This is a genomic window from Blastococcus xanthinilyticus, from assembly GCF_008124835.1.
Lineage (GTDB): Bacteria > Actinomycetota > Actinomycetes > Mycobacteriales > Geodermatophilaceae > Blastococcus > Blastococcus xanthinilyticus.
Window position 1 is genome coordinate 454,230 of record NZ_VNHW01000001.1, and the last position, 21,060, is coordinate 475,289.

Genomic DNA, 21,060 nt, shown 5'->3' on the forward strand with positions numbered 1-21,060 from the left:
AGTCATGGACCTGCAGACCCTGTGGTTCGCCGCCGTCGCCGTGCTGTGGACCGGCTTCCTCCTGCTCGAGGGGTTCGACTTCGGCGTCGCCGCGCTGCTGCCCGTGCTGGGCCGCCGGCCCGCCGACCGGCACCTGATGCTGCGCAGCATCGGCCCGCTCTGGGACGGCAACGAGGTGTGGCTGATCACCGCGGCCGGGGCGGTGTTCGCCGCCTTCCCCGGCTGGTACGCCACCTGGCTGCCGGTGCTGTACCTGCCGTTCGTGCTGGTCCTGCTCGGGCTGATCGTCCGGGCCGTCGCCTTCGAGTGGCGGCACCAGTCGCACGACCCGCGCTGGGACGGCACCTGGACCCACGTGATCACCGCCGGCTCGCTGATCGCGGCGCTCGGCGTGGGAGCCGCGCTGGCCACCACCACCCTGGGGCTGCCGATCGACGCCGACGGGATCCGGGTGGGCGGCAGCTTCGCCGGCGTGGGCTGGACGGCGCTGCTCGGGGCGGTCGCGGTCGGCGCCTTCTCCGTCGTCCACGGCGCGCTGTTCCTGGCGCTGAAGACCGACGGTGACATCCGGCTGCGCGCCCGGGCCCTCGCGCTGCGCTGGGCGCCGGTCGCCGCGCTGCCGCTGCTGGCGTGGGCGCTGGTCGCGCACCTGCGGTACGGGACCCCGGTCACCGCGGCGCTGTGGGCGGTCGCCGCGCTCGCGGTCCTGGTGACCTGGGTCCGCATCAAGGTCGACCGCGAGGGCCAGGCGTTCGCCGCCTGGGCGGTGATGCTCGTGTCGTCGGCCGCGACGATCTTCGGTGCCGCGTACCCCGTCGTCGTCCCCTCGACGATCGACCCGGCCTTCGACGTCACGATCGCCACCGCGTCGGTGAGCGACTACACGCTCACCATCATGACCTGGGTGGCCGCGTTCGGGCTTCCCGTCGTCCTCGGCTACCAGGCGTGGACCTACTGGGTCTTCCGCAAGCGGCTGACCGCCGAGCCGCAGCACGAGGACGCGCCGGCCGCCGGCACCGCGCCCGCACCCGGGGAGGTGCCCGCGTGAGCGCCGGCCCGACGTCGCCGCGGGGCCCCCTCGGAGCGCTGGCGGGCGTCCCCGGGTTGCGCGGCGCGCTGGTCCGGTCGGCGCTCGCGGCCCTCGTGCAGACGGCGGGCCTGGTGCTGCTGGCGGCCGGCCTCGCGCACGCGGTGGCGCGGGTGTCCGGGTTCGCCGACGGACCGCTGACCATCCCCCTGCTCCTGGCGGCGGCCGGCGCCGCGGTGCGTGCCACGGCCGGCTCGGTCGGCGAGGCGGTGGCCGCCCGCGACGCCCGCCGCGCGGAGGACGAGCTGCGCCGGCGGCTGCTGGAGCGCTTCGCCGGCTCCCCCGCGGCGGTGGCCGCGGCCGGCGGCACCGGTCCGGCCGCCGTGCTGGCCACCACCCGGCTGCACGACCTCGGCCCGGCGCTGACCACCTACCTCCCCGCGCTGGCCCGCACGCTGGTGGTCCCGCCGGCCCTGCTGGTCGTGCTGGCCGCCACCGACCTGCTCTCCGCCGTCCTCGTCGCGGTCACCCTGCCGCTGGTCCCGGTCTTCATGGTGCTGGTCGGCCGGTACACCCAGGACGCGACCGCGGACTCCGCCCGCGCGCTGGACCGCATCGCGGCGCACGTCACCGAGCTGGTCCGCGGACTGCCGGTGCTCGTCGGGCTGGGCCGGGCCGCCGAGCAGACCGCCGCGCTCGCCCAGCTCGGCGAGACCCACCGGACGCGGACGCTGGCCACCCTGCGGGTGGCGTTCCTCTCCGCGCTCGTCCTCGAGCTGATCGCCACCCTCTCGGTGGCCCTGGTGGCAGTCACCGTCGGGCTGCGCCTGCTTCACGGCGACCTGACCCTCGCGCTCGGTCTGACCGCGCTGCTCCTGGCCCCCGAGGCGTTCGCGCCGCTGCGTGCCCTGGGCGCCGCCCACCACTCGGCCGAGGACGCCGCGCTCGCCTCGGCCGAGGCCCGCTCGGTGCTGGCCGCGCCCGCTGCCGGCCCGTCGGCGCCGGCCGGCGCCGACGACGACCCTCGGGGCGCCGACGTCGCGGTGCACGGGTTGTCCGTCGCCCACCCCGGGCGGTCGGTGCCCGCGCTGCCGCCCACCGACCTGGTCCTGCGTCCCGGCGACCTGGTGTCGGTGACCGGGCCCAGCGGCTCGGGCAAAACCACCCTGCTGGCCGCCCTGGCCGGCGGGCTGCCCCCCGGCGCGGTGGTGGCCGGCACCGTGGCCGGGGTCCCCGCCGGCGCGGTCGCGTACGCGCCGCAGTTCCCCCGGACCACCGGGCGGACGGTCGCCGACGAGCTGCGCCGGCACGCCGGCTGCGAGCCCGGGATCGACGAGATCGTCGGCGAGGCCTACGTCGTGGAGGCGCTGCGCCGCGTCGGTCTGGGCCACCTGGCCGGCCGGGCTCCGGAGAGCCTCTCCCCCGGCGAGCTGCAGCGCGTCGGGCTGGCCCGCGCGCTGGTGCGCATCCGCCGCGGCGCCCGGCTGCTCCTGCTCGACGAGCCGACCGCCCACCTCGACGAGGACGGCACGGCGCTCGTCGCCGACGTGGTGGCCGGACTGCGCGGCACGGTCAGCACGCTCCTGGTCACCCACGACCCGCGGCTGGCCGCCCTCGCCGACCGCACCGTGGCGCTCCCCGCGCCCGGTCCCGCGGACCCCGCCCCGGTGCCCGCACAGCTCCCGGCCGCGGTGCCGCCCACGTCGCCGATCTCGTCGCCCCCGGCCGCCGATGTGGCTGCGCACGGGCCGGCTGCCGACAAGGTGGCCAGGACGATGCGCCGCGCCGTGCTGTTCGGCACCCTGTCCTCCCTCGCCGGTGTCGCGCTGACCGCCGTCTCGGGGTGGCTGATCGTCCGGGCCGCGGAGGCGCCGCCCGTGCTCACCCTGCTGGTCGCCACCGCCGGGGTGCGCGGCTTCGGCGTGGCCCGCGCCGCGCTGCGCTGGCTGGAACGGCTGGCCGCCCACGACGCCGCCCTCCGGCTCGCCACGCAGACCCGGGTGCGGGTCTGGGAGGCGCTGGCCGCGCAGGGCCTGGCCGCCGACCGGACCCCGGGTGCCGCCCTCGCCCGGGTCGTCGGCGACATCGGCCTGGTGCAGGACCTGACCGTGCGGGTGCGCCCCCCGCTGGCGGTCGCGGTGGCGGTGCCCGCCGTCACCGTCACCGCCCTGGCGTTCGTCGACCTCCTCGCCGCCGGCGCGATCGCCGCCACCCTCGCCGTCACCGCGGCGCTGGTCCTGCTCGTGCACCGCTCCCTCGATGCCGGCGCCGCCCGCGCCGCCGGCACGCTCCAGGTGGCGACGCTGCGCGAGACCACGGCGGCCCTGGAGGGTGCCGCCGACCTGCGCGCCCACGGGCTGGCCGGCCGGACGGCGGCCGATCTGGCCGCGCTCGCCGACCGGCAGGGACGCTCCGCGGACACCGGGTCCCGGGCCGCGGCGCTGAGCACCGGGCTGGTCGTGGCCGGCACCGGGCTGGCCGCCGTGCTCGCCATCGCCCTCGGCGCGCGGGCCGGCCTCGGTGGCCCGGCAGCAGCCGCCCTGGCGCTGGCCCCGCTCGCCCTCGCCGAGCCGCTGGCCGGCCTGGTGCCCGCGCTGCAGCGGCGCGGTGCGCTGGCCGACGCCCGGGCGCGGATCGACGCCGTCCTGGACGCCCCGGTGGCGGCCGATCCGGCCGACCCGCTCCCGGCTCCGTCCCCCGTCACCTCGCTGGTCGTCGAGGACCTGGCGGCCGGCTGGCCGGGCGGTCCGGACGTCCTGCGCGGGCTGGCCGCCTCCGCCGCCGCGGGAGAGGGCTGGCTGGTGGTCCGCGGCCCGTCGGGCAGCGGCAAGTCCACCTTCCTCGCCGTGCTGATGGCGGCGCTGCGCCCGCGGGCGGGCAGCTACTCGGTCGACGGGACGCCGGTCGACCGGATCCGCGGTGCGGACCTGCGGGCGCGCACCGCCTGGCTGCCCCAGGAGGCGCACGTCTTCGCCTCGAGCATCCGGGCGAACCTGGCCCTGGCCGCTCCCCGCGGCGCCCTGGCCGGGGCCGACGGCGAGGACCGGATGCGGGCGGCCCTGACCGCGAGCGGGCTGGGCGGGCTGCTGGCCACGCTCCCCGCCGGCCTCGACACCCCCGTCGGTGCCGGTGGCACGGGGCTGTCCGGCGGGGAGCGGCGCCGGCTGGCCGCGGCCCGGGCGCTGCTGGCCGGGCGGGACGTGGTCCTGCTCGACGAGCCGACCGCCCACCTGGACGCCCCCACGGCCGAGGCACTGGTGCGCGACCTGCGCCGCGCGCTGGCCGGGCGGGTCGTCGTCTGCGTCACCCACGACGAGGGGCTGGCCGAACCGGGCGACACCGTCGTCCGGCTGGGTGCCGAGCACATCCCGGTCAGCCCGGGAGCGCCGGCCCCTCGTCCTTGAGCGCCACGCCCGAGGCGCCGAGCTCCCGGGCCGCCACCAGGAGCCGGACGACGAGGTCGGCGGCCTCCGCGTAGCCCAGCCCGTGCGGCGGCCGGACGTTGGAGACGCAGTTGCGCTCGGAGTCGATCCGCCCCGGGCGCGGGTCCCAGGTGAGGTACACGCCGAGCGAGTCCGCCGAGGAGAGCCCCGGCCGCTCCCCGATCAGCACCACGACCGCCCGCGCCCCGAGCGCCGCGCCGATCTCGTCGCCCAGAGCGACCCTCGCCTGCGACGCCAGCACCACCGGGCCCACCGACCAGTCGGCCAGCCGGTCGAGCAGGGCCGTCGCCAGCGGCGCCCCGTGCTCGTGGACCGCGCGCGGGGAGAGCCCGTCGGCCAGCACCAGCGCCAGGTCGGCCCTGGCCCGCGGCAGCGTCGTCCCTGCCGCCAGCCGCCGCCCGAGATCCGGTCGCTGCAGGTACTCCGCGCGGTCGGCGGCGGCCGAGTGCACCTCGATCGACGACACCCCGTCGAGCCCGGCCCGGACGACGGCGGGGTCGAAGGCGGTGTGCACGGCGTCGCGGGCCACCGCGTGCGCCAGCCGGAACTCCAGCTCCCGGGCGGTCGGCAGCCCGTCCCCGGCCCGGCCCAGCGCCACCCTCGCCCGGGTCGCCGCCCGCAGCACCGACCACGGGTCGTCGCCGCCCGGGCGGGCCGGCGCGCTCATGCCCGCGCCGCCGCGAGCAGCGCCTTCGCCGCCGGGGCGTCCGGGGCCAGCGACCGCACCCGGCCGGCGTCGTCGAGCAGGTCCATCCGGGTCAGCCAGTCCTCGAACTCCGGTGCCGGGCGCAGCCCCAGCACCTGCCGGGCGGTGAGGACGTCGGAGAACGACAGCGACTGGTAGTGCAGCATCACGTCGTCCGACCCCGGGACGGCGATGACGAACGAGCAGCCGGCCGCCCCGAGCAGCAGGGTGAGGGTGTCGGTGTCGTCGCCGTCGATCTCGGCGTGGTTGGTGTAGCAGACGTCGACCCCCATGGGCAGGCCGAGCAGCTTGCCGCAGAAGTGGTCCTCCAGCCCGGCCCGGATCACCTGCTTGCCGTCGTAGAGGTACTCCGGCCCGATGAACCCGACGACGGTGTTGACCAGCAGCGGCTCGAAGTGCCGGGCCACCGCGTACGCCCGCGCCTCCAGGGTCTGCTGGTCCACCGGCCGCCCGTCGATCCCGCGGTGCGCGTCGGCCGACAGCGCCGACCCCTGCCCGGTCTCGAAGTAGGTGACGTTCCGGCCGACGGTGCCGCGGCCGAGCTCCAGCGCGCCGGCCCGGGCCTCGGCGAGCAGGTCGAGGGTGACGCCGAAGCCCCGGTTGGCCGGCTGGGTGCCGGCGACGGACTGGAAGACCAGGTCCACCGGCGCTCCCTTCTCCAGCGCGCGGAGCGTCGTGGTCACGTGGGCGAGCACGCAGGACTGGGTGGGGATCGCGTACCGCTGGATCACCGCGTCGACCAGCTCGAGCAGCGCGACCGTCCGCCCCGGCGAGTCGGTGGCCGGGTTGATGCCGATGACCGCGTCGCCGGAGCCCTGGAGCAGCCCGTCGACGATCGAGGCGGTGACGCCGACCGGGTCGTCGGTGGGGTGGTTGGGCTGCAACCGCGAGGCCAGCCGGCCCGGCAGCCCGAGCGTGCTGCGCAGGCCGGTCACCACCCGCGCCCGCCGCCCCACCGCGACCAGGTCGGCGTTGCGCATCAGCTTCGAGGTGGCCGCCACCATCTCCGGGGTCAGCCCGGGGGCCAGCGCGCCGATCGACGCCTCGTCGCCCTCGGCGGCCCAGCCCAGCAGCCGGTCGCGGAACTCCCCCACCGTCAGCCCGGCCACCGGCGCGAACGCTCCCGGGTCGTGGGTGTCCAGGATCAGCCGGGTGACGTCGTCCTCCTCGTACCCGACCACCTGCTCCTCGAGGAAGGTGGCCAGCGGCAGGTCGGCGAGCAGCGACTGGGCGGCCACCCGCTGCGCCGCCGACTCCGCCGCGCACCCGGCGAGCGCGTCACCGGAGCGGGCCGGGGTGGCCTTGGCGAGCAGGTCGGACAGGGACGCGAACTCGTGGGTGTGCCCGCCCAGCGTCGTCCGGCGGACCGTCACCGCACCTCCTCCTCGGCCGCGGCCAGCAGCTCGAACTCCTCCTCGGGAGCCGAGGCGACCAGGTGGTGGCGGCTGTACAGGGCGAAGTAGCCCAGGAAGACCGCGTAGGCGCCCAGCGTCCACAGCGCGGCGACCTCGTCGACCAGGAAGGTGGCGACCACCGCGGCGGCGGCGAGCACCAGCGCGACGCCGGTGGTGGCCGTGCCACCCGGCGTCCGGTACGGGCGGGGCAGGTCCGGCTCGCGGCGGCGCAGCACGATGTGGCTGACCATCATGAGCACGTAGGAGACCGTCGCGCCGAAGACGGCCATGTTCAGCAGCATCGCGCCCTGGCCGGTCAGCGAGAGCGCGAAGCCGATGGCCCCGGGCACCAGCAGGGCCAGGACCGGGGCCTTGCGGGAGTTGGTCACCGACAGCGCCCGCGGCAGGTAGCCGGCACGGGACAGCGCGAACGTCTGCCGGGAGTAGGCGTAGATGATCGAGAAGAAGCTGGCGACCAGCCCGACCAGCCCGGCGTAGTTGATGACCGTGGTGAGGGCGCTGGAGGCCCCGGCCACCTCGAGCGCCTCCACCGGCGGGTTCCCGCTGGCCGACATCGTCTCCGCACCGCCGGCGCCGGCGGTGAACACCAGCATGAGCACCGCGAGCACCAGCAGCAGGCCCATGGCCGCGACGATGCCGCGCGGCATGGACCGGGCCGGGTCGCGCGCCTCCTCGGCCGCCAGCGGGACGCACTCCACCGCCAGGAAGAACCAGATGGCGAACGGGAACGCCGCCCAGACGCCCATGAGGCCGAACGGCAGGAACTCCGAGGCGCCGGCCGCGTCGGTGGGCGCGATGTCGGTGAGGTTCGCCGGGTCGAAGGCGGGGATGGCCCCCACCAGGTAGAGCACCAGGCCGGCCACGGCGACCGCGGCGATGGCCAGCATGACCTTCAGCGCCTCCCCGACGCCGAGCAGGTGGATGCCGATGAAGAGGGCGTAGGCGGCGAGGTACACCCACCAGCCGTCGGTGATGCCGAAGAGCCCCAGCGACTCGACGTAGGCGCCGATGAACGTGGCGATCGCGGCCGGCGCGATCGCGTACTCGATCAGCACCGCGACCCCGGTCGCGTAGCCGCCCCAGGGGCCGAGCGCCCGCCGGGCGAAGGTGTACCCGCCGCCGGCGGTCGGCAGCGCCGAGCCCAGCTCGGCCAGCCCGAAGACCATCGCCGAGTACATGACCGCCATGAGGACGACGGCGATCAGCAGCCCGCCGAAGCCGCCCTCGGCCAGCCCGAAGTTCCACCCGGCGTAGTCACCGGAGATGACCGCGGCGACGCCGAGGCCGGCCAGCAGCACCCAGCCCGCCGTCCCGCCGCGCAGCTGGCGCTTCTGGTGGTAGCCGGCCTCGACGGCCTCGGCCTCGACCCCGGCGTGCCGGGACGCCGGCCGGGCTGGACGAACTCGTGGATCCGCGGTCATGGGTGGGCCTCCCGGGTGGGCCCCCGCAGGTCGGGTGGGCACAGCCTGGCCCCCGTCCCCCACCCGGGCAATGCCCTGCGACAGGACGGAACACGGAGTTCACACGACGACGCGTGCGGGCAGGGCGCTCCCGCCCACGGGTCAGGCCGGCGGGACCTCGACCGGGATCTCCGGGCCCAGCCGCGCACCCTGCTCCAGCGCCAGGTCGTCGCCGGACCAGAAGCTGCCCGGGTCGTAGGCGTTCAGCGGCCGGTCGCCGGGGAGCAGCCCCATCGCCGTGTAGGTGGCCGCGACCAGCTCCGCGCAGAACACGGTCTCGGCGGCGGTCTGCCGGCGCAGCCGGCCGTTCACCCAGCCGCGCACCAGGCCGCGGGTGGTCGGGAAGGGGCGGCCGTCCAGCCGCGCGACGGTGCGCAGCACGGCGTCCTCCATCGCCGGGGTGACGCCGCCGTCCTCGGCCGGCCCGACCAGCTGCCGCAGCCACGCCTGCTGCCCGTAGCGCTGCCGCCAGGTGAGGACGGCGTCGCGCAGTTCGTGCAGCTGGACGCCCCGCTGGTGCTGGCCGGTCCACGCGTCGGGCAGCGACCTCCCGAGCTCCGCGTGCCACAGCAGCGGGGGCAGGTCCTCCAGCACCACGGCCATGCCGACGTGGTTGACCGGGGCGTTGGTGAAGGTCCGGATCGCGCGGTCGGCCAGCGAACCGCCCCGGAAGATCCACACGTCGCCGGTGCGGGTGAGGTCGACCGCCTCGTCCAGGGTCAGCGTGGGCACGGCGCTACGTTACGGAGGTGCGCCTCTGGAAGCTGATCGGACTGGCCGGCCTCGCCGGTGTCGCCGCGACGGGCACCGTGCTGGCGCGCAACGAGCGCCAGCGCCGCGCCTACTCCCCCGACGACGTCCGCACCCGGCTGCACGAGCGGCACGCGGTCGCGGGCGCCGCACCCGAGCCGGTGCCGGTGGCCGAGCTGACCGCCGGTCGCCGGCACCGGCTGGCGCAGGTGCTCCGCCGCCGCTGAGCCGCTCAGCCCGGGGCAGGGGCCTCGGGCAGCACGACGATGCCGTCGCGGTCGGCGCAGAGCCACTCCCCGTCCCGGAAGACCGCGCCGGCGAAGACCACCGGGATGCCGGCCTGCCCGGAGTGCAGCCCGCGCCGGCTCTTGCGCGGCATGGCGGCGAGCGCGCGGACGCCGAGCGGCTGAGCGGCCAGCTCGTCGGCGTCCCGGATGCACCCGTTCACCACGATCCCGGCCCAGCCGTTGGTCGCCGCGGAGACCGCCAGGTTCCCGCCGACCAGCCCGCACCGGGTCGAGCCGCCACCGTCGACGACCAGCACCCGCCCCTCCCCCGGGCCCTCGACGGCCTGCTTCACCAGGGTGTTGTCCTCGAAGACCTTGAGGGTGGCGATCGAGCCGCTGAAGGCGACCACCCCGCCGAAGATCTGGAAGACCGGGTCGCAGACCTGCCCGTCCGGATGGGCGTCGGACACGTCCGTGGTCGCGAAGGTCGTCGGCTGGCTGCTCATGCGGCTCGCTCGCTCTCTGCTGGATGGCGGTGCTCGCTGGCGGGTGGCGGTGCTCGCTGCCCTGCAACCGAGGTTATAACCTATAGCGCGACGAGGGGAGATGCGTGGCAGAGGTTCCCGCGGAGTACGCGACCAAGAGCGACCTGGCCTACACCCGCGTGCGCGGGCTGATCCTGTCCGGCGAGCTGGCGCCCGGCGAGGTGCTCCCCCAGGCGGCGCTGGCCCGCACCATCGGCATGAGCACCACCCCCCTGCGCGAGGCGCTGCGCCGGCTGAAGCAGGAAGGCCTGGTGGAGCTCGACGCGCACCGCGACGCGCGGGTGCGGCCGCTGGACGCGGCCGAGGCGCGCGACCTGCTGGAGCTCCGGGAGACCCTCGACCCACTGGCCGCGTCGCTGGCCGCGCGGCGCCGCACCGACGACGACCTCGCGCAGGTCCGCGCGGCGCTCGACGGCCTGGAGTCCCTGAGCCCCAGCCCGTCGGCCGGCCAGCTGGAGAGCCACCACCGGTTCCACGCCGCCATCCACCGCGCCGCGCACAACGCGCTGCTGGTGCAGACGCTGGACGACCTCTGGACCAAGACCGACCGCTACCGGCGGCACGGGCTCGAGGAGGGTCGCAGCGACGCGGAGCTCGACGCCCGGGCCACCGAGCACCGGCAACTGTTCGAGGCGGTCCGGGACCAGGACGCCGACGCCGCCGCCGAGCTCATGAGCCGCCACGTCCGCACCAGCCTGGGCGCCCGGTCGCTGGACCGCCTGGGCGAGCCGCAGCGCGCCCGGTGAGCACCCCGGCCGACGGCGGGCGCACGGGTCCCGGCCGTCGCATGCTCTGGCTGCTCCTGGCGCACTCCGCGCTCACCCAGGTGGTCACCTTCGTGCTCCGCCCGACCTCGGCCTACCGGGCGCTGGAGCTGGACGTCCCGACCGCCTGGCTGGGTGCGCTCACCGCGTCCTTCGCCGTCGTCCCCCTGCTGCTCGCGGTGCCGTCGGGCCAGGCCACCGACCGGTTCGGCGAGCGCCGGGTGATGCTCGTCGGGGCCGTGCTCCTGGCGCTGTCGGCCGTCGTCTTCGCCACGGAGCGGGGTGGTGCGGCCGGCCTGGTCCTCGGCAGCGTCGTCCTGGGCACCGGGCACCTGCTCTCGGTGGTGGGCCAGCAGGCCGCGGTCGCGAACACCGCCGGCCCCGGCCGCTTCGACACCGCGTTCGGCCACTACACCTTCGCCGCCTCGCTGGGGCAGGCGATCGGCCCCGCGCTGATCACCCTCGTCGGTGGGTCCGGAGCGCTGCCCGACACCCGGCCGATCTTCCTCACGGCCACCGGGCTGGGCGTCGTCCTGCTGGCCTGCACCGTCGTGCTGCGGATACCGGGACGGGCGCGCTACGGAGGTGCCGCGGAGGCCGGCGGCATGGGCACCCTGCTGCGCCTCCCCGGACTGGTGCGGGCCCTGGTGATCAGCTGCGTGGTGCTCGCCGCCGTCGACATCACGCTGGTCTACCTGCCGGCGCTGGGAGCCGACCGGGGCCTGGCGGCCGGCGTCGTCGGCCTCCTGCTGACGCTGCGGGCGGTGGCCTCGATGGCCTCCCGGTTCTTCCTCGGGCGGCTGGTGGCCTGGGTGGGCCGCCGCCGGCTGATGATCGTCAGCGTCGCGCTGTCGGCGGTGTCGATGGCCGCCGTCGCGGCTCCCCTGCCACCGGCCGCCCTCGCCGTCCTGGTGGTGCTCCTCGGCCTCGGCCTGGGCGTCGGCCAGCCGCTGACGATGTCCTGGCTCGCCGAGGTCGCCCCCGCCGGGCTGCGCGGACGGGCCATGTCGCTGCGGCTCACCGGCAACCGCCTGGGCCAGGTGCTGATCCCCAGCACGGTCGGTCTCGTCGCGGCCGGGGTGGGGGCCGCCGGCGTGCTCTGGGCCACCGCCGCCGCCCTCGGGGTCGTCGGGTTCGCCGCCCGGCGGCTGGCCGTGGACGGTGGTCCGGGCACGTGACGCGGGTCAGCCGGACTGCCGGAGCCGCGCCGCCTGCCGGGTGAGGTGGTCGCGCTCGGCCGCGTTCGACGCCGCCCGCGCTGCCGCGGCGTAGCGGTCGGCGGCCTCGGCGAGCCGCCCGGCCCGCTCGTGCAGGTACGCCGAGGCGGCGGTGTGCCTCGGCAGGGCGGGGTCCAGCTCGGCCAGGGCGGCCAGCCCCGCGAGGGCGCCGTCGGCCTCCCCGACCGCCACGGCGCGGTTGAGCCGGGCGACGGGTGAGCCGGTGAGGCCGACGAGCTCGTCGTACCACTCCACGATCTGCACCCAGTCGGTCTCCTCGACGCTCCGGGCGTCGGCGTGCAGGGCGGCGATCGCCGCCTGCGCCTGGTACTCGCCGAGCCGGTCGCGGGCGAGCGCGGCCTGCAGGACCGCGACGCCTTCGGCGATCATCGCGGGATCCCACCGCGACCGGTCCTGCTCGGCGAGCGGGACCAGCCGGCCGGTGGCGTCGGTGCGGGCATCCCGGCGCGCGTGGTGCAGCAGCTCGAGCGCGAGGAGGCCGGCGACCTCCGGCTCGTCGGCCACCGCCGCCAGCTGCCGGGTCACCCGGATCGCCTCGGTGGCGAGGTCGACCTCCCCGGAGTGCCCCTCGTTGTAGATGAGGTAGAGCACCCGCAGCACCGTCGGGAGGTCGCCGGGTTCGTCCAGCCGCACCGCCGCGAGGCGCCGCTTGGCCCGGCTGATCCGCTGGGCCATCGTCGGCTCCGGCACCAGGTAGGCCTCGGCGATCTGGCGGGTGGTGAGCCCGCCGACGGCGCGGAGCGTGAGCGCCACCGCCGAGGCCGGCGGCAGCGTCGGGTGGGCGCACAGGAAGTACAGCCGGAGCGTGTCGTCGGCCGTGGGCACGGGCCCCGGTGGCGGCTCCAGGTCGTACGCGACCTCCCGGCCCGCGCGCGCCCGCCCGGACCTCAGCTGGTCCAGGTGCTTGCGCCACGACACGGTGACCAGCCAGCCCTGGGGGTCACGGGGCGGGTCGGCCGGCCAGTTCGCGACGGCCGAGACCAGCGCCTCCTGGACGGCGTCCTCGGCCGACGCGAAGTCCGCTCCGCGCCGGACGAGGACGCCGATCACCGCGGGCACGATCTCCCGCAGGCGGACGTCGTCCACCGCGTCAGTCGTCGACCGTGGGCGGTGCGGGGAAGAGCGGCCGCACCTCCAGCCACTCGTGGATGGGCTTCCCGCCCGCCCCGGGCGCGGCGGACAGCTCCCCTGCCAGCTCGACGGCGCGCTCCCAGGCGTCGACGTCGATGATCATCCAGCCGGCGATCAGGTCCTTGGTCTCCGCGAACGGGCCGTCGGTGACCGGTGGCCGCCCGTCGCCGTCGGACCGGACCCACGCGCCCTCGGGCTTGAGGGCCTGACCGTCGACGTACTCGCCGGACTCTTCCAGCCGCTTGGCGAAGTCGTCCATGTACGTCATGTGGGCGTCGATCTCCGCCGGCGTCCACCGGTCCATCGGCACGTCGTTCACCGCCGCCGGCGCGCCGCGGTAGTGCTTGAGCAGCAGGTACTTGGCCATGGGTACTCCCTCGCACGGTGCGGCCCATCCTGGCCGCCTCGTACCTGGGACGGAACCGGCCGCCCGTTCTCGACACCGACCGGGGTCAGCCCCCGGCGATGCACCGCACGACAGCGTCGGTGAACTCGCCGGTCGACGCACTGCCCCCGAGGTCCCGGGTGCTCACCCCGGCCCGGACGACCGCCCGGACACCGGCCTCGACCCGCACGGCGCCGTCGACCGCCCGCTCGTCGCCGTGCCGCCGGCCCAGCCAGTCCAGCAGCATGCCCGCGGACAGCACCATCGCGATCGGGTCGGCCAGCCCCGTGCCGGCGATGTCCGGGGCCGAGCCGTGCGCGGCCTGGGCCATGCAGCGGTCGTCGGAGGCGTTGATCGACGGCGCGATGCCCAGTGAGCCGGCCAGCTCGCCGGCCAGGTCGGAGAGGATGTCGCCGAACATGTTCTCTGCCAGGACCACGTCGAAGTCGGCCGCCCGGCGCAGCAGGTGCACCGTCATGGCGTCGATGTGGACGTCGTCGACCTCGACGTCGGGGTAGCCCTCCCCCACCTCCAGGCACACCTTCGTGAACAGCCCGGAGGTCAGCTGCAGCACGTTGGCCTTGTGCACGATCGTCACCCGGTTGCGACGCCGCCGGGCGAGGTCGAAGGCGGTCCGCGCGATCCGCTCGATCGCCGGCCGGGTGAAGACGCCCATCGCGATCGCGACGTCCGCCGTCGGCATGTACTCCCCCGTGCCGGCGTACGTGTTGCGGTCGGCGTAGAAGCCCTCGGTGTTCTCCCGCACGATCACCAGGTCGGTGTCCGGGGCGATCGCCCGCCCACCCTCGAAGGCCCGCGCCGGGCGGATGTTGGCGAACAGGTCGAAGTGCTTGCGGATGGCGCCGCTGGGGTTGAGCCGCGACCGGAACGGCTCCGGGTAGGCCGCGCTGTCGTGCGGTCCGAGCAGCCAGCCGTCGAGCTCGCCGAGCGCGGCCATCGTCGTCGCGGGTATCGCGCCGCCGTGCGACTCGATGGCCGCGGCCCCCAGGGGCAGCTCGTGCCAGTCGACGGGCTCCGGCCCGATGCCGTCACCGAGCAGCACGCCGAGGTGATAGGTGCGGGAGGTGGTCATGTCTCTCCTCGGGAGCTTCCGGGTCACTCGCTGACGGGGGCCGCGCCGCCGGGCTCGTCCAGGACCCACCAGGTGCGGACGTTCACGAACTCGCGGATCCCCGCGGCGGCCAGCTCCCGGCCGTAGCCACTGGCCCGCGTGCCGCCGAAGGGCATGCGCGGGTCGGAGGCGACCAGCGCGTTGACGAAGGCGGCGCCGGAACGGATCCGGCGGGCCACGGCGATCCCCCGGGCGGGGTCGCCGGTCCACACGCTGGCGCCCAGGCCGAAGCGGGTGTCGTCGGCGATGCGGACGGCGTCGTCCTCGTCCCGGGCCACGATGACCACGGCGACCGGGCCGAAGACCTCCTCCTCGTAGGCCGGGACACCGGGGACCACGTCGGCCAGCACGGTCGGGGCGTAGAAGCACCCCGGGCCGGGCAGCGGGTGCCCACCGGCGAGCAGCCGCGCGCCGGCCGCGACCGACGCCTCGACCTGCTGGTGCACGCCGTCGCGCAGATCGGCGCGGGCCATCGGCCCGACGTGCGTGCCTGACGCCTCGGGGTCGCCCACGACGAGGCCGTCGACCTCGGCCACGAGCAGTCGCGTGAACTCCTCGGCCACCGACGCCTCGACGATCAGCCGCTTGGGTGAGATGCAGCTCTGGCCCGCGTTCATCAGCCGCCCGCGAGCCGCCAGGGCCGCCACGCGGGGAAGGTCCGCATCGGCGAGCACGACGAACGGGTCGGAGCCGCCGAGCTCCAGCACCGACTTCTTGACGGCCCCGCCGGCGGCAGCGCCCACCGCGCGGCCGGCGCGCTCGCTGCCGGTGATGGTCACCGCGCCGATGCGCGGATCGGCGATCAGCCGGGCCGTCACCGCCGGGACGTCGGGCTCGGCGACCACGAGAGCGGCGAACAGGCCCGCCGGCGCACCGGCGGCGGCGAGCAGACGCTCCACCGCGAGCGCGCAGCCGGTGGTGTTCGGCGAGTGCTTCAGCAGCGCGCCGTTGCCGGCCATCAGCGCGGGGGCGGCGAACCGGAGCACCTGCCAGAGCGGGAAGTTCCACGGCATGACGGCGAGGACCACGCCGACGGGGTCGTAGGAGATCCAGCTCCGGTCGGCGGAGGTCTCGACCGGCTCGTCGGCGAGGAACGCCGCGGTGTTGTCGGCGTAGAAGTCGCAGGTGGTGGCGCACTTCTCGACCTCGGCGCGCGCCTCGACCAACGGCTTGCCCATCTCCCGGGTGACGAGGAGGGCGAGGTCGTCGATCTCCTCGCGGAGGAGACCGGCCACCCGGCGGAGCACGACGGCGCGCTCGTCGATCGGCCGCGCCGCCCACTCCTGCTGCGCCCCGGCCGCCCGTTCCAGCGCGGCGTCGACGTCCGCGTCGGTGAACGCCGCGTACTCGGCCAGCGGCTCGCCGGTCGCCGGGTTGACGGTGACGACGGCGCTCATGCCGGTGTCCCGCCACGGTCGGCTTCCGACAGGTGCTCGAAGGTCTCCCCCGTCGCGGTGACGGTGCGGGTGACGTCGCGGCCGCCGTAGACCCAGTAGATGGTCATCGAGCCCTCGCCTCGGTTGCGGAAGCAGTGCGGCACCCCGGCGGGCACCCACGTCGCCTGCCCGGCGACCAGGTCGAACTCGTCGTCCCCGATGACCGCGGTGGCCTCGCCCTCGTAGACCAGCACGGTCTCCTCGACGTTGTGCGAGTGCAGCGGGATGCCGGTGCCGGGCGAGAAGACGGTCATCCCCGTCGTCACCCGGTTCTCCGCGCAGTTCCACTTGCCGACGAACGGGATGGTGACCACGCCGTTGCCGCGGTCGAAGCGCTCGATGTCGTCGGGCAGCAGCACCATCGACGGTGGGACGGGGCGGGAGCCGGCCGGGGTCACCGGGTTCCCTCCGCGGCGTGCGAGACCAGCAGCGCGCCGGGGGTGTTGACCTGCTCGGCGACGACCTCGCCGGCGATCGTGCGCCAGTGCGCGAAGTGCGCCGCCCGCTTGTGCGCCTCGAACGCCTCGGCGTCGGTGTAGAGCTCGTAGAGCAGGAAGCGGTTCTCGTCGCCCTCGACCGCGCTGACGTCGAACCGCAGGCAGCCGGGCTCGTCGCGGACGGACGCCTCCGCGTTGGCCGACATCCCGGCGAGGAACTGCTCCCGCTTCCCGGGCCGGACCTGCATCTGGACCACCAGGCTGAACATGCGCGCCTCCATCGCTCGAGTTTGTATACAAGTTGTATACAGTATCGGCAGCCGATGGGAAGAGGACGCACGATGACCGACCGGATCGACCCCCAGCAGCTCCGCACCTTCTGCGCCCGCGTGCTGACCGCGCTGGGCGTGCCGGACGACGACGGCGCCCTGGTGGCCGACAGCCTGGTGCAGGCCGACCTGTGGGGGCACCAGTCGCACGGCGTGCTGCGCCTGCCCTGGTACGCCGCGCGGCTGCGCTCGGGCGCCATGCGCGCCGTCACCGAGCCCGTGGTCCTCTCCGACACCGGGGCCCTGCTGCTGCTGGACGGGCGGGACGGCATCGGGCAGGTGCTGGCCGACCGGGCCCGGTCGCTGGCGACCGAACGGGCCCGCGCGCACGGCGTCGGCGTCGTCGGCGTGCGGAACTCCAACCACTTCGGCACGGCCATGTGGTTCACCCGCCGCGCCGCCCGGGACGGTTTCGTCGCGGTCCTCACCACCAACGCCAGCCCCGCGATGGCGCCCTGGGGCGGTAGGGAGAAGGTGCTCGGCACCAACCCGTGGTCGATCGCCGCCCCGGCGCCGGACGGCCGGGTCGTGGCCGTGGACATCGCGAACACCGCCGTGGCCCGGGGCAAGATCTACCTGGCGCAGAGCCGCGGCGAGGCCATCCCGGAGGGGTGGGCGCTCACGGCCGACGGCGCGCCGACGACCGATCCGGCGGAGGGGGTGCTCGGCGTGATCCTGCCGATGGCCGGGCACAAGGGCTACGCCATCACGTTCCTCATGGACGTGCTCTCGGGCGCGCTCACCGGCAGCGCCGTCGGCACCGGCGTGCACGGCCCGTACGAGGCCGGGGTCCGCAGCGGCTGCGGGCACCTGTTCCTGGCGCTGGACCCGGCGGCGTTCGGCGACCCGGCCGGCTACGAGGAGCGGGTCCGGCAGCTGGTGGACGAGGTGCGCTCGGTGCCGCTGGCGCAGGGCTTCGACGAGGTCTTCCTCCCGGGCGAGGTGGAGGACCGCGCGGAGGCCGCGGCCCTGGCCGCCGGCGGCATCGCGCTCGCCGAGGGCTCCCTGGCCGAGCTGCGCGAGCTGGCCGGCACGACCGGCGTCCCGCTCGGGCCGCTCCGGTGAGCGGCCCCGCCGGCGGCGACGCCAGCAAGGCCGACCTGGTCCACCGGCAGCTCAAGGAGGAGATCGAGCTCGGCGAGCTGGCACCCGGCACGCCGCTGTCGGAGCTGTGGCTGGTGGAGCGCACCGGCGCGTCCCGCACCCCGGTCCGGGAGGCCCTGCGGCGGCTGGCCGCCGAGGGGCTGGTCGACCTCGTGCCGCGCCAGGGGGCCCGCGTCTCCCGGGTGTCCCTGCAGAGCGTCCGCGACCTGTTCGACTTCCGCACCCTGCTGGAGCCGGCGGCGATGCGTCAGGCCACCGAGGCCGCCGCGGCCGACCCGGAGCTGCGCCGGCTCTTCACCGCGATGCGCAACGAGTTCGCCCGCACGGTGCGCCGGGTGCCCTCGCAGGCCCGCTCCCGCGCGTTCTACGAGCTGGCCGACCGGTTCGACTGGGCCATCATCGGCGCCACCCGCAACGAGCACCTGCGCCGCACCATCGCCGAGCTGCGGCCGCACACCGCCCGCCTGCGGAACCTCTCCCACGTCGACCCGCAGCGGGTCGAGGTCTCCGTCGCCGAGCACCTGCGCATGTGCGACGCGCTGCTGGCCGGGGACGCCGACGGGGCCGCGGCCGCGATCGCCGACCACCTCGAGCAGAGCCTGGCGACCATCTTCCGCAACCTCGCACGGGGGCCCGGCGAGGGGCTGGACCTGCTCGGCTAGCCCTGGTCTGCTAGCCCTGGTCTGCCTTGACCGCCAGCACCGGGCAGTGGGCGTCGAGCAGGATCCGCTGCGCCTGGCTGCCGGTGATCAGCTTGCCGGTCGGCGTGCGCCGGCGCAGGCCGATCACGATCATGCTGGCCCGGACGCGGTCGGCGATCTCGACGACCTCCTCGGCCGCGTCGTGACCGCCGACGTGCTGATCGATCTCGTACACCACACCGGCGGCCTCCAGCCGCCCCCGGACGTCGGCGAGCACCTCCTCCGAGGCGAACCTGTTGTCGACGTACGCGTCGCCGCGCGAGGTGTTGACGACGTGCAGCGGCTGCTCGCGCAGCGTCGCCTCGCGGATACCGGCGGCCAGCGCCGCCTCGCCTTCGGGAGTGGGGACGTAGCCCACGACGATCGTCATGCGGGCAGCCTCCCCGCCCGCGCCGGGCAGGTCAGCATTGCGCGCCTAACGGTCGTTTCGGTCCTTGCGTCAGCCGGTGTGTCAGCCGATGCGGGCGTCGGAGGACGTCAGCCGGCCCGCAGGGTGAACCGGCGCTCGGGACGACCCGCCGTGCCGTACCGCTGCCGCACCTCCGCCTCGTGCTGGGCGACGAGCTGCTCGAGGTAGCGGCGGGCGCTCACCCGGGCCAGGCCGGTGCGCTCGCTGCACTCGGAGGCGGACAGCCCGTCGGCTCCCGCCGACCGCAGGGCCGTACGCACCAGTTCCAGGGTCTCCGGCGCGATCCCCTTGGGCGTGTGCACCGGCGCCGGTGGCGCGCCGCGGGCACCGGCGAGCATCCGGTCGACGTCGGCCTGGCCCGCCTCGTCCAGCACCTCGAGGTCCGCCCGGAGCCGGGCGTAGTCGCGCAGCCGGGTCTCGAAGGCCCGCCGGTCGAAGGGCTTCACCAGGTACTGCAGCACGCCGCCGTGCAGGGCGCTGCGGATGCTGTCCACGTCCCGTGCCGCGCTGATCACCATGACGTCGACCGACGACCCGGCCGACCGGAGGCGCCGCAGCACCTCGAGCCCGGTCATGTCGGGCAGGTAGACGTCGAGGAGCACCAGGTCGGGCGCGAGCTCGGCGACGGCGTCCAGCGCGGCCGCCCCGGTGGCCGCGCTCCCGACCACCCGGAAGCCGTCGAGGGCGCCGACGAAGCCGGCGTGCACCTTGGCCACCATGAAGTCGTCGTCGACGATGAGGACGCCGATCACGGGCGCACCAGGGCCGGCGCGGCGGGGAGCACTGCGGTGAACGTGCTTCCCCCCGCCGAGGACGCCGTCACCTCACCGCCCCGCCGGGTGCAGACGAGGTGGACGACCGACAGCCCGATCCCACGCTCCCGCGAGCCGGCCGTCTTCGTCGACACCCCCCGGCGGAAGACCTCCCGCTCCATCCCGGCCGGCACCCCGGGCCCCGAGTCGCGCACGACGACGTCCACCTCTCCGTCCACCAGCCCGAGGGCCACCTCCACCCAGCCCTGCCCGGACGCCGCCGCGGCGTCCATGGCGTTGTCCACGAGGTTCCCGACGACGGTGGCGACGTCGGCGCTCAGCTCGCCGTCCAGCACGGGCAGCTCGGAGTCGGCGGCGATGCGCAGCTCGACGCCGAGCTCGGTGGCCTGGCTGACCTTGGCGATCAGCAGCGCCGCGACCGACGGATCGGCCACGGCCTCGGTGACCGCGCCGGTGAGCGCCGAGCGGCTGGAGCTGATCCGGTGCACGAACCGCACCGCCTCGTCGGACTCCCCCAGCTCGATGAGGCCCGCGATGGTGTGCAGCCGGTTGCTGAACTCGTGGGCCTGGGCGCGCAGCGTATCCGTGACGTGCCGGGTGAGGTCGAGCTCGCGGCGCAGCTCCAGCAGCTCGGTGCGGTCCCGGAGGGTGGTGACCGAGCCGATCTCCCGGCCGCGGCTCGCGATCGGCAGCCGGTTGACCACCAGGACCCGGCCCGCGCTGGCCACCGCACGGTCCCGCTCCACCTCGCCCGACAGCAGGGCGTCGCGCATCTCCTCCCCCACCCCCAGGTCCTCGAGGGTGCGGCCCAGCGCGTCGCCGGGGATCCGCAGCAGCCGGATCGCCTCGTCGCTGATCAGGGTCACCCGGCCGCGCAGGTCCAGCCCGACCACGCCCTCCCGGATGCCGTGCAGCATCGCGTCGCGGTGCTCCACCAGGCCGGTGATCTCCGCGGGCTCCAGCCCCAGGGTCTGCCGCTTCACCCGCCGGGCGACCAGCAGGGAGCCCCCGATCCCCAGCGCGCTGGCGAGCCCGAGGTAGGTGAGCAGATTGGGCGCCGCGGCGGCCAGTCCGTCGAGCACCGACGGGTACTCGCGGGTGACCGCGACGAAGCCGGCCGGCTCGCGGCGCGGGCCGGTCAGCACCGGCACCATCGCCACCGCCGCGTGCTGGCCGTCGACCTCGCGCTCCCCCACCCACGCCGGGCCCTCGAGCACCGTGCTGTCGCCGAGCGGGAAGCGGGTGCCCAGCTGTGCCGGCTTCGGGCTCGCCAGCACCGTCGCGTCGGCGTCGGCGACCACGACCGAGGCCGAGCCCGACACGCTGCGCGTGCTCTCGGCGGCCACCCGGAGGTAGGCCACCCCACCCTCGTCCATCGCCTCGCGGAAGATGCGGGCATTGGCCAGCGTCTCGGCGACCGCGAGCGCCCGCCGGCCCTCGGTCTCCTGCGCGCGCTTGGTGGTCTGCGCGACGGTGACCGCGGTGACGCCCACCAGGACGACACAGATGATCACCACCTGCAGGGCCAGCAGCTGGCCGGCCAGCGACAGCCGCCGGGACACGGTTCCTCCTGATGTCCGGTGGGGCGCCGGTCGCGCCCGGGAGCCACTTCACCACGGATCCCCCGGCCCTGTGACCGTGGACACAA

Annotated in this window: 21 protein-coding genes; 7 read left to right on the forward strand and 14 right to left on the reverse strand. The window is 75.8% G+C overall.

The features are described from left to right. The first annotated feature begins 4 nt into the window (after positions 1–4). Positions 5–1,048 (forward strand): cytochrome d ubiquinol oxidase subunit II, encoded by a 1,044-nt coding sequence (gene cydB, locus BD833_RS02095; RefSeq protein ID WP_166531443.1) that lies wholly within the window; start codon positions 5–7, stop codon positions 1,046–1,048. Further along, a complete protein-coding gene (cydC, locus tag BD833_RS02100; protein WP_166531444.1) occupies positions 1,045–4,431 on the forward strand; it encodes a thiol reductant ABC exporter subunit CydC in 3,387 nt (1,128 codons plus the stop codon). The genes cydB and cydC overlap by 4 nt, the downstream gene beginning before the upstream one ends. Here the strand turns inward: cydC and eutC are convergent. From eutC to BD833_RS02120, 4 genes are all read right to left on the reverse strand, one after another. Further along, positions 4,400–5,137, reverse strand: a complete 738-nt coding sequence (eutC, locus tag BD833_RS02105; protein ID WP_166531445.1) for an ethanolamine ammonia-lyase subunit EutC — start codon at positions 5,135–5,137, stop codon at positions 4,400–4,402. The two genes, cydC and eutC, sit on opposite strands and share 32 nt — an antisense overlap. Next, the gene (locus BD833_RS02110) at positions 5,134–6,549 is read right to left on the reverse strand and encodes an ethanolamine ammonia-lyase subunit EutB (RefSeq protein ID WP_166531446.1); all 1,416 of its coding nucleotides are present in this window, start codon (positions 6,547–6,549) and stop codon (positions 5,134–5,136) included. Before BD833_RS02110 ends, eutC begins: the two co-directional genes overlap by 4 nt. After that, the gene (gene eat, locus BD833_RS02115) at positions 6,546–8,012 is read right to left on the reverse strand and encodes an ethanolamine permease (RefSeq protein WP_166531447.1); all 1,467 of its coding nucleotides are present in this window, start codon (positions 8,010–8,012) and stop codon (positions 6,546–6,548) included. Before eat ends, BD833_RS02110 begins: the two co-directional genes overlap by 4 nt. Before the next feature lie 141 nt (positions 8,013–8,153). Continuing rightward, positions 8,154–8,783, reverse strand: a complete 630-nt coding sequence (locus BD833_RS02120) for a hypothetical protein (protein WP_166531448.1) — start codon at positions 8,781–8,783, stop codon at positions 8,154–8,156. Between the two features lie 17 nt (positions 8,784–8,800). On the opposite strand from BD833_RS02120, the gene BD833_RS02125 reads away from it, so the two are divergent. Next, on the forward strand, positions 8,801–9,028 hold the full coding sequence (locus BD833_RS02125; RefSeq protein WP_166531449.1) for a hypothetical protein: 228 nt from the start codon (positions 8,801–8,803) through the stop codon (positions 9,026–9,028). Between the two features lie 5 nt (positions 9,029–9,033). Here BD833_RS02125 and rraA read toward each other — a convergent pair whose 3' ends face one another. Next, the gene (gene rraA / locus BD833_RS02130; protein ID WP_166531450.1) at positions 9,034–9,534 is read right to left on the reverse strand and encodes a ribonuclease E activity regulator RraA; all 501 of its coding nucleotides are present in this window, start codon (positions 9,532–9,534) and stop codon (positions 9,034–9,036) included. Between the two features lie 104 nt (positions 9,535–9,638). On the opposite strand from rraA, the gene BD833_RS02135 reads away from it, so the two are divergent. Next, positions 9,639–10,319: a GntR family transcriptional regulator gene (locus BD833_RS02135; RefSeq protein WP_166531451.1), complete on the forward strand. Its 681-nt coding sequence runs from the start codon at positions 9,639–9,641 to the stop codon at positions 10,317–10,319. Beyond that, positions 10,316–11,515, forward strand: a complete 1,200-nt coding sequence (locus BD833_RS02140) for an MFS transporter (protein ID WP_243737389.1) — start codon at positions 10,316–10,318, stop codon at positions 11,513–11,515. Before BD833_RS02135 ends, BD833_RS02140 begins: the two co-directional genes overlap by 4 nt. A gap of 6 nt (positions 11,516–11,521) precedes the next feature. On the opposite strand, the gene BD833_RS02145 is transcribed toward BD833_RS02140, so the two are convergent. From BD833_RS02145 to BD833_RS02170, 6 genes are all read right to left on the reverse strand, one after another. Then, positions 11,522–12,661, reverse strand: coding sequence for an RNA polymerase sigma factor (locus BD833_RS02145; protein WP_166531452.1), 1,140 nt, complete (start codon positions 12,659–12,661; stop codon positions 11,522–11,524). A gap of 4 nt (positions 12,662–12,665) precedes the next feature. Continuing rightward, a complete protein-coding gene (locus BD833_RS02150) occupies positions 12,666–13,073 on the reverse strand; it encodes a YciI family protein (protein ID WP_166531453.1) in 408 nt (135 codons plus the stop codon). 85 nt (positions 13,074–13,158) lie between these two features. Continuing rightward, positions 13,159–14,184 (reverse strand): isocitrate/isopropylmalate dehydrogenase family protein, encoded by a 1,026-nt coding sequence (locus BD833_RS02155; protein WP_166531454.1) that lies wholly within the window; start codon positions 14,182–14,184, stop codon positions 13,159–13,161. Positions 14,185–14,207: 23 nt separating this feature from the next. Beyond that, on the reverse strand, positions 14,208–15,620 hold the full coding sequence (locus BD833_RS02160; RefSeq protein ID WP_166531455.1) for an NAD-dependent succinate-semialdehyde dehydrogenase: 1,413 nt from the start codon (positions 15,618–15,620) through the stop codon (positions 14,208–14,210). After that, positions 15,617–16,057, reverse strand: coding sequence for a cupin domain-containing protein (locus BD833_RS02165; RefSeq protein WP_243737390.1), 441 nt, complete (start codon positions 16,055–16,057; stop codon positions 15,617–15,619). Before BD833_RS02165 ends, BD833_RS02160 begins: the two co-directional genes overlap by 4 nt. Next, positions 16,054–16,365 carry a putative quinol monooxygenase gene (locus BD833_RS02170; protein WP_166531456.1) on the reverse strand — a complete coding sequence of 104 codons (312 nt, stop codon included), beginning with the start codon at positions 16,363–16,365 and terminating at the stop codon, positions 16,054–16,056. The genes BD833_RS02165 and BD833_RS02170 overlap by 4 nt, the downstream gene beginning before the upstream one ends. A 72-nt stretch (positions 16,366–16,437) precedes the next feature. Between BD833_RS02170 and BD833_RS02175 the strand changes: the two genes are divergently transcribed. Continuing rightward, positions 16,438–17,490 (forward strand): Ldh family oxidoreductase, encoded by a 1,053-nt coding sequence (locus BD833_RS02175; RefSeq protein ID WP_166531457.1) that lies wholly within the window; start codon positions 16,438–16,440, stop codon positions 17,488–17,490. After that, positions 17,487–18,191: a GntR family transcriptional regulator gene (locus tag BD833_RS02180; protein ID WP_166531458.1), complete on the forward strand. Its 705-nt coding sequence runs from the start codon at positions 17,487–17,489 to the stop codon at positions 18,189–18,191. The genes BD833_RS02175 and BD833_RS02180 overlap by 4 nt, the downstream gene beginning before the upstream one ends. 10 nt (positions 18,192–18,201) lie before the next feature. On the opposite strand, the gene BD833_RS02185 is transcribed toward BD833_RS02180, so the two are convergent. The 3 genes from BD833_RS02185 to BD833_RS02195 form a co-directional block, all read right to left on the reverse strand. Then, positions 18,202–18,600, reverse strand: coding sequence for a universal stress protein (locus BD833_RS02185; RefSeq protein ID WP_166531459.1), 399 nt, complete (start codon positions 18,598–18,600; stop codon positions 18,202–18,204). A 107-nt stretch (positions 18,601–18,707) separates the two neighbouring features. Continuing rightward, complete coding sequence (locus BD833_RS02190; protein ID WP_166531460.1) at positions 18,708–19,391, reverse strand: response regulator; 684 nt, start codon at positions 19,389–19,391, stop codon at positions 18,708–18,710. Beyond that, a complete protein-coding gene (locus BD833_RS02195; RefSeq protein ID WP_166531461.1) occupies positions 19,388–20,974 on the reverse strand; it encodes a sensor histidine kinase in 1,587 nt (528 codons plus the stop codon). The genes BD833_RS02190 and BD833_RS02195 overlap by 4 nt, the downstream gene beginning before the upstream one ends. Positions 20,975–21,060 lie beyond the last annotated feature (86 nt).

What these genes read in the sequence shown, in the direction of transcription:
- cydB (WP_166531443.1), top strand. Translation starts at nt 5, where the DNA reads ATGGACCTGCAGACCCTGTGGTTCGCCGCCGTCGCCGTGCTGTGGACC.
- eutC (WP_166531445.1), bottom strand. Translation starts at nt 5,137, where the DNA reads ATGAGCGCGCCGGCCCGCCCGGGCGGCGACGACCCGTGGTCGGTGCTG.
- BD833_RS02155 (WP_166531454.1), bottom strand. Translation starts at nt 14,184, where the DNA reads ATGACCACCTCCCGCACCTATCACCTCGGCGTGCTGCTCGGTGACGGC.
- BD833_RS02170 (WP_166531456.1), bottom strand. Translation starts at nt 16,365, where the DNA reads ATGTTCAGCCTGGTGGTCCAGATGCAGGTCCGGCCCGGGAAGCGGGAG.
- BD833_RS02185 (WP_166531459.1), bottom strand. Translation starts at nt 18,600, where the DNA reads ATGACGATCGTCGTGGGCTACGTCCCCACTCCCGAAGGCGAGGCGGCG.
- BD833_RS02150 (WP_166531453.1), bottom strand. Translation starts at nt 13,073, where the DNA reads ATGGCCAAGTACCTGCTGCTCAAGCACTACCGCGGCGCGCCGGCGGCG.
- eat (WP_166531447.1), bottom strand. Translation starts at nt 8,012, where the DNA reads ATGACCGCGGATCCACGAGTTCGTCCAGCCCGGCCGGCGTCCCGGCAC.
- BD833_RS02160 (WP_166531455.1), bottom strand. Translation starts at nt 15,620, where the DNA reads ATGAGCGCCGTCGTCACCGTCAACCCGGCGACCGGCGAGCCGCTGGCC.
- BD833_RS02175 (WP_166531457.1), top strand. Translation starts at nt 16,438, where the DNA reads ATGACCGACCGGATCGACCCCCAGCAGCTCCGCACCTTCTGCGCCCGC.
- rraA (WP_166531450.1), bottom strand. Translation starts at nt 9,534, where the DNA reads ATGAGCAGCCAGCCGACGACCTTCGCGACCACGGACGTGTCCGACGCC.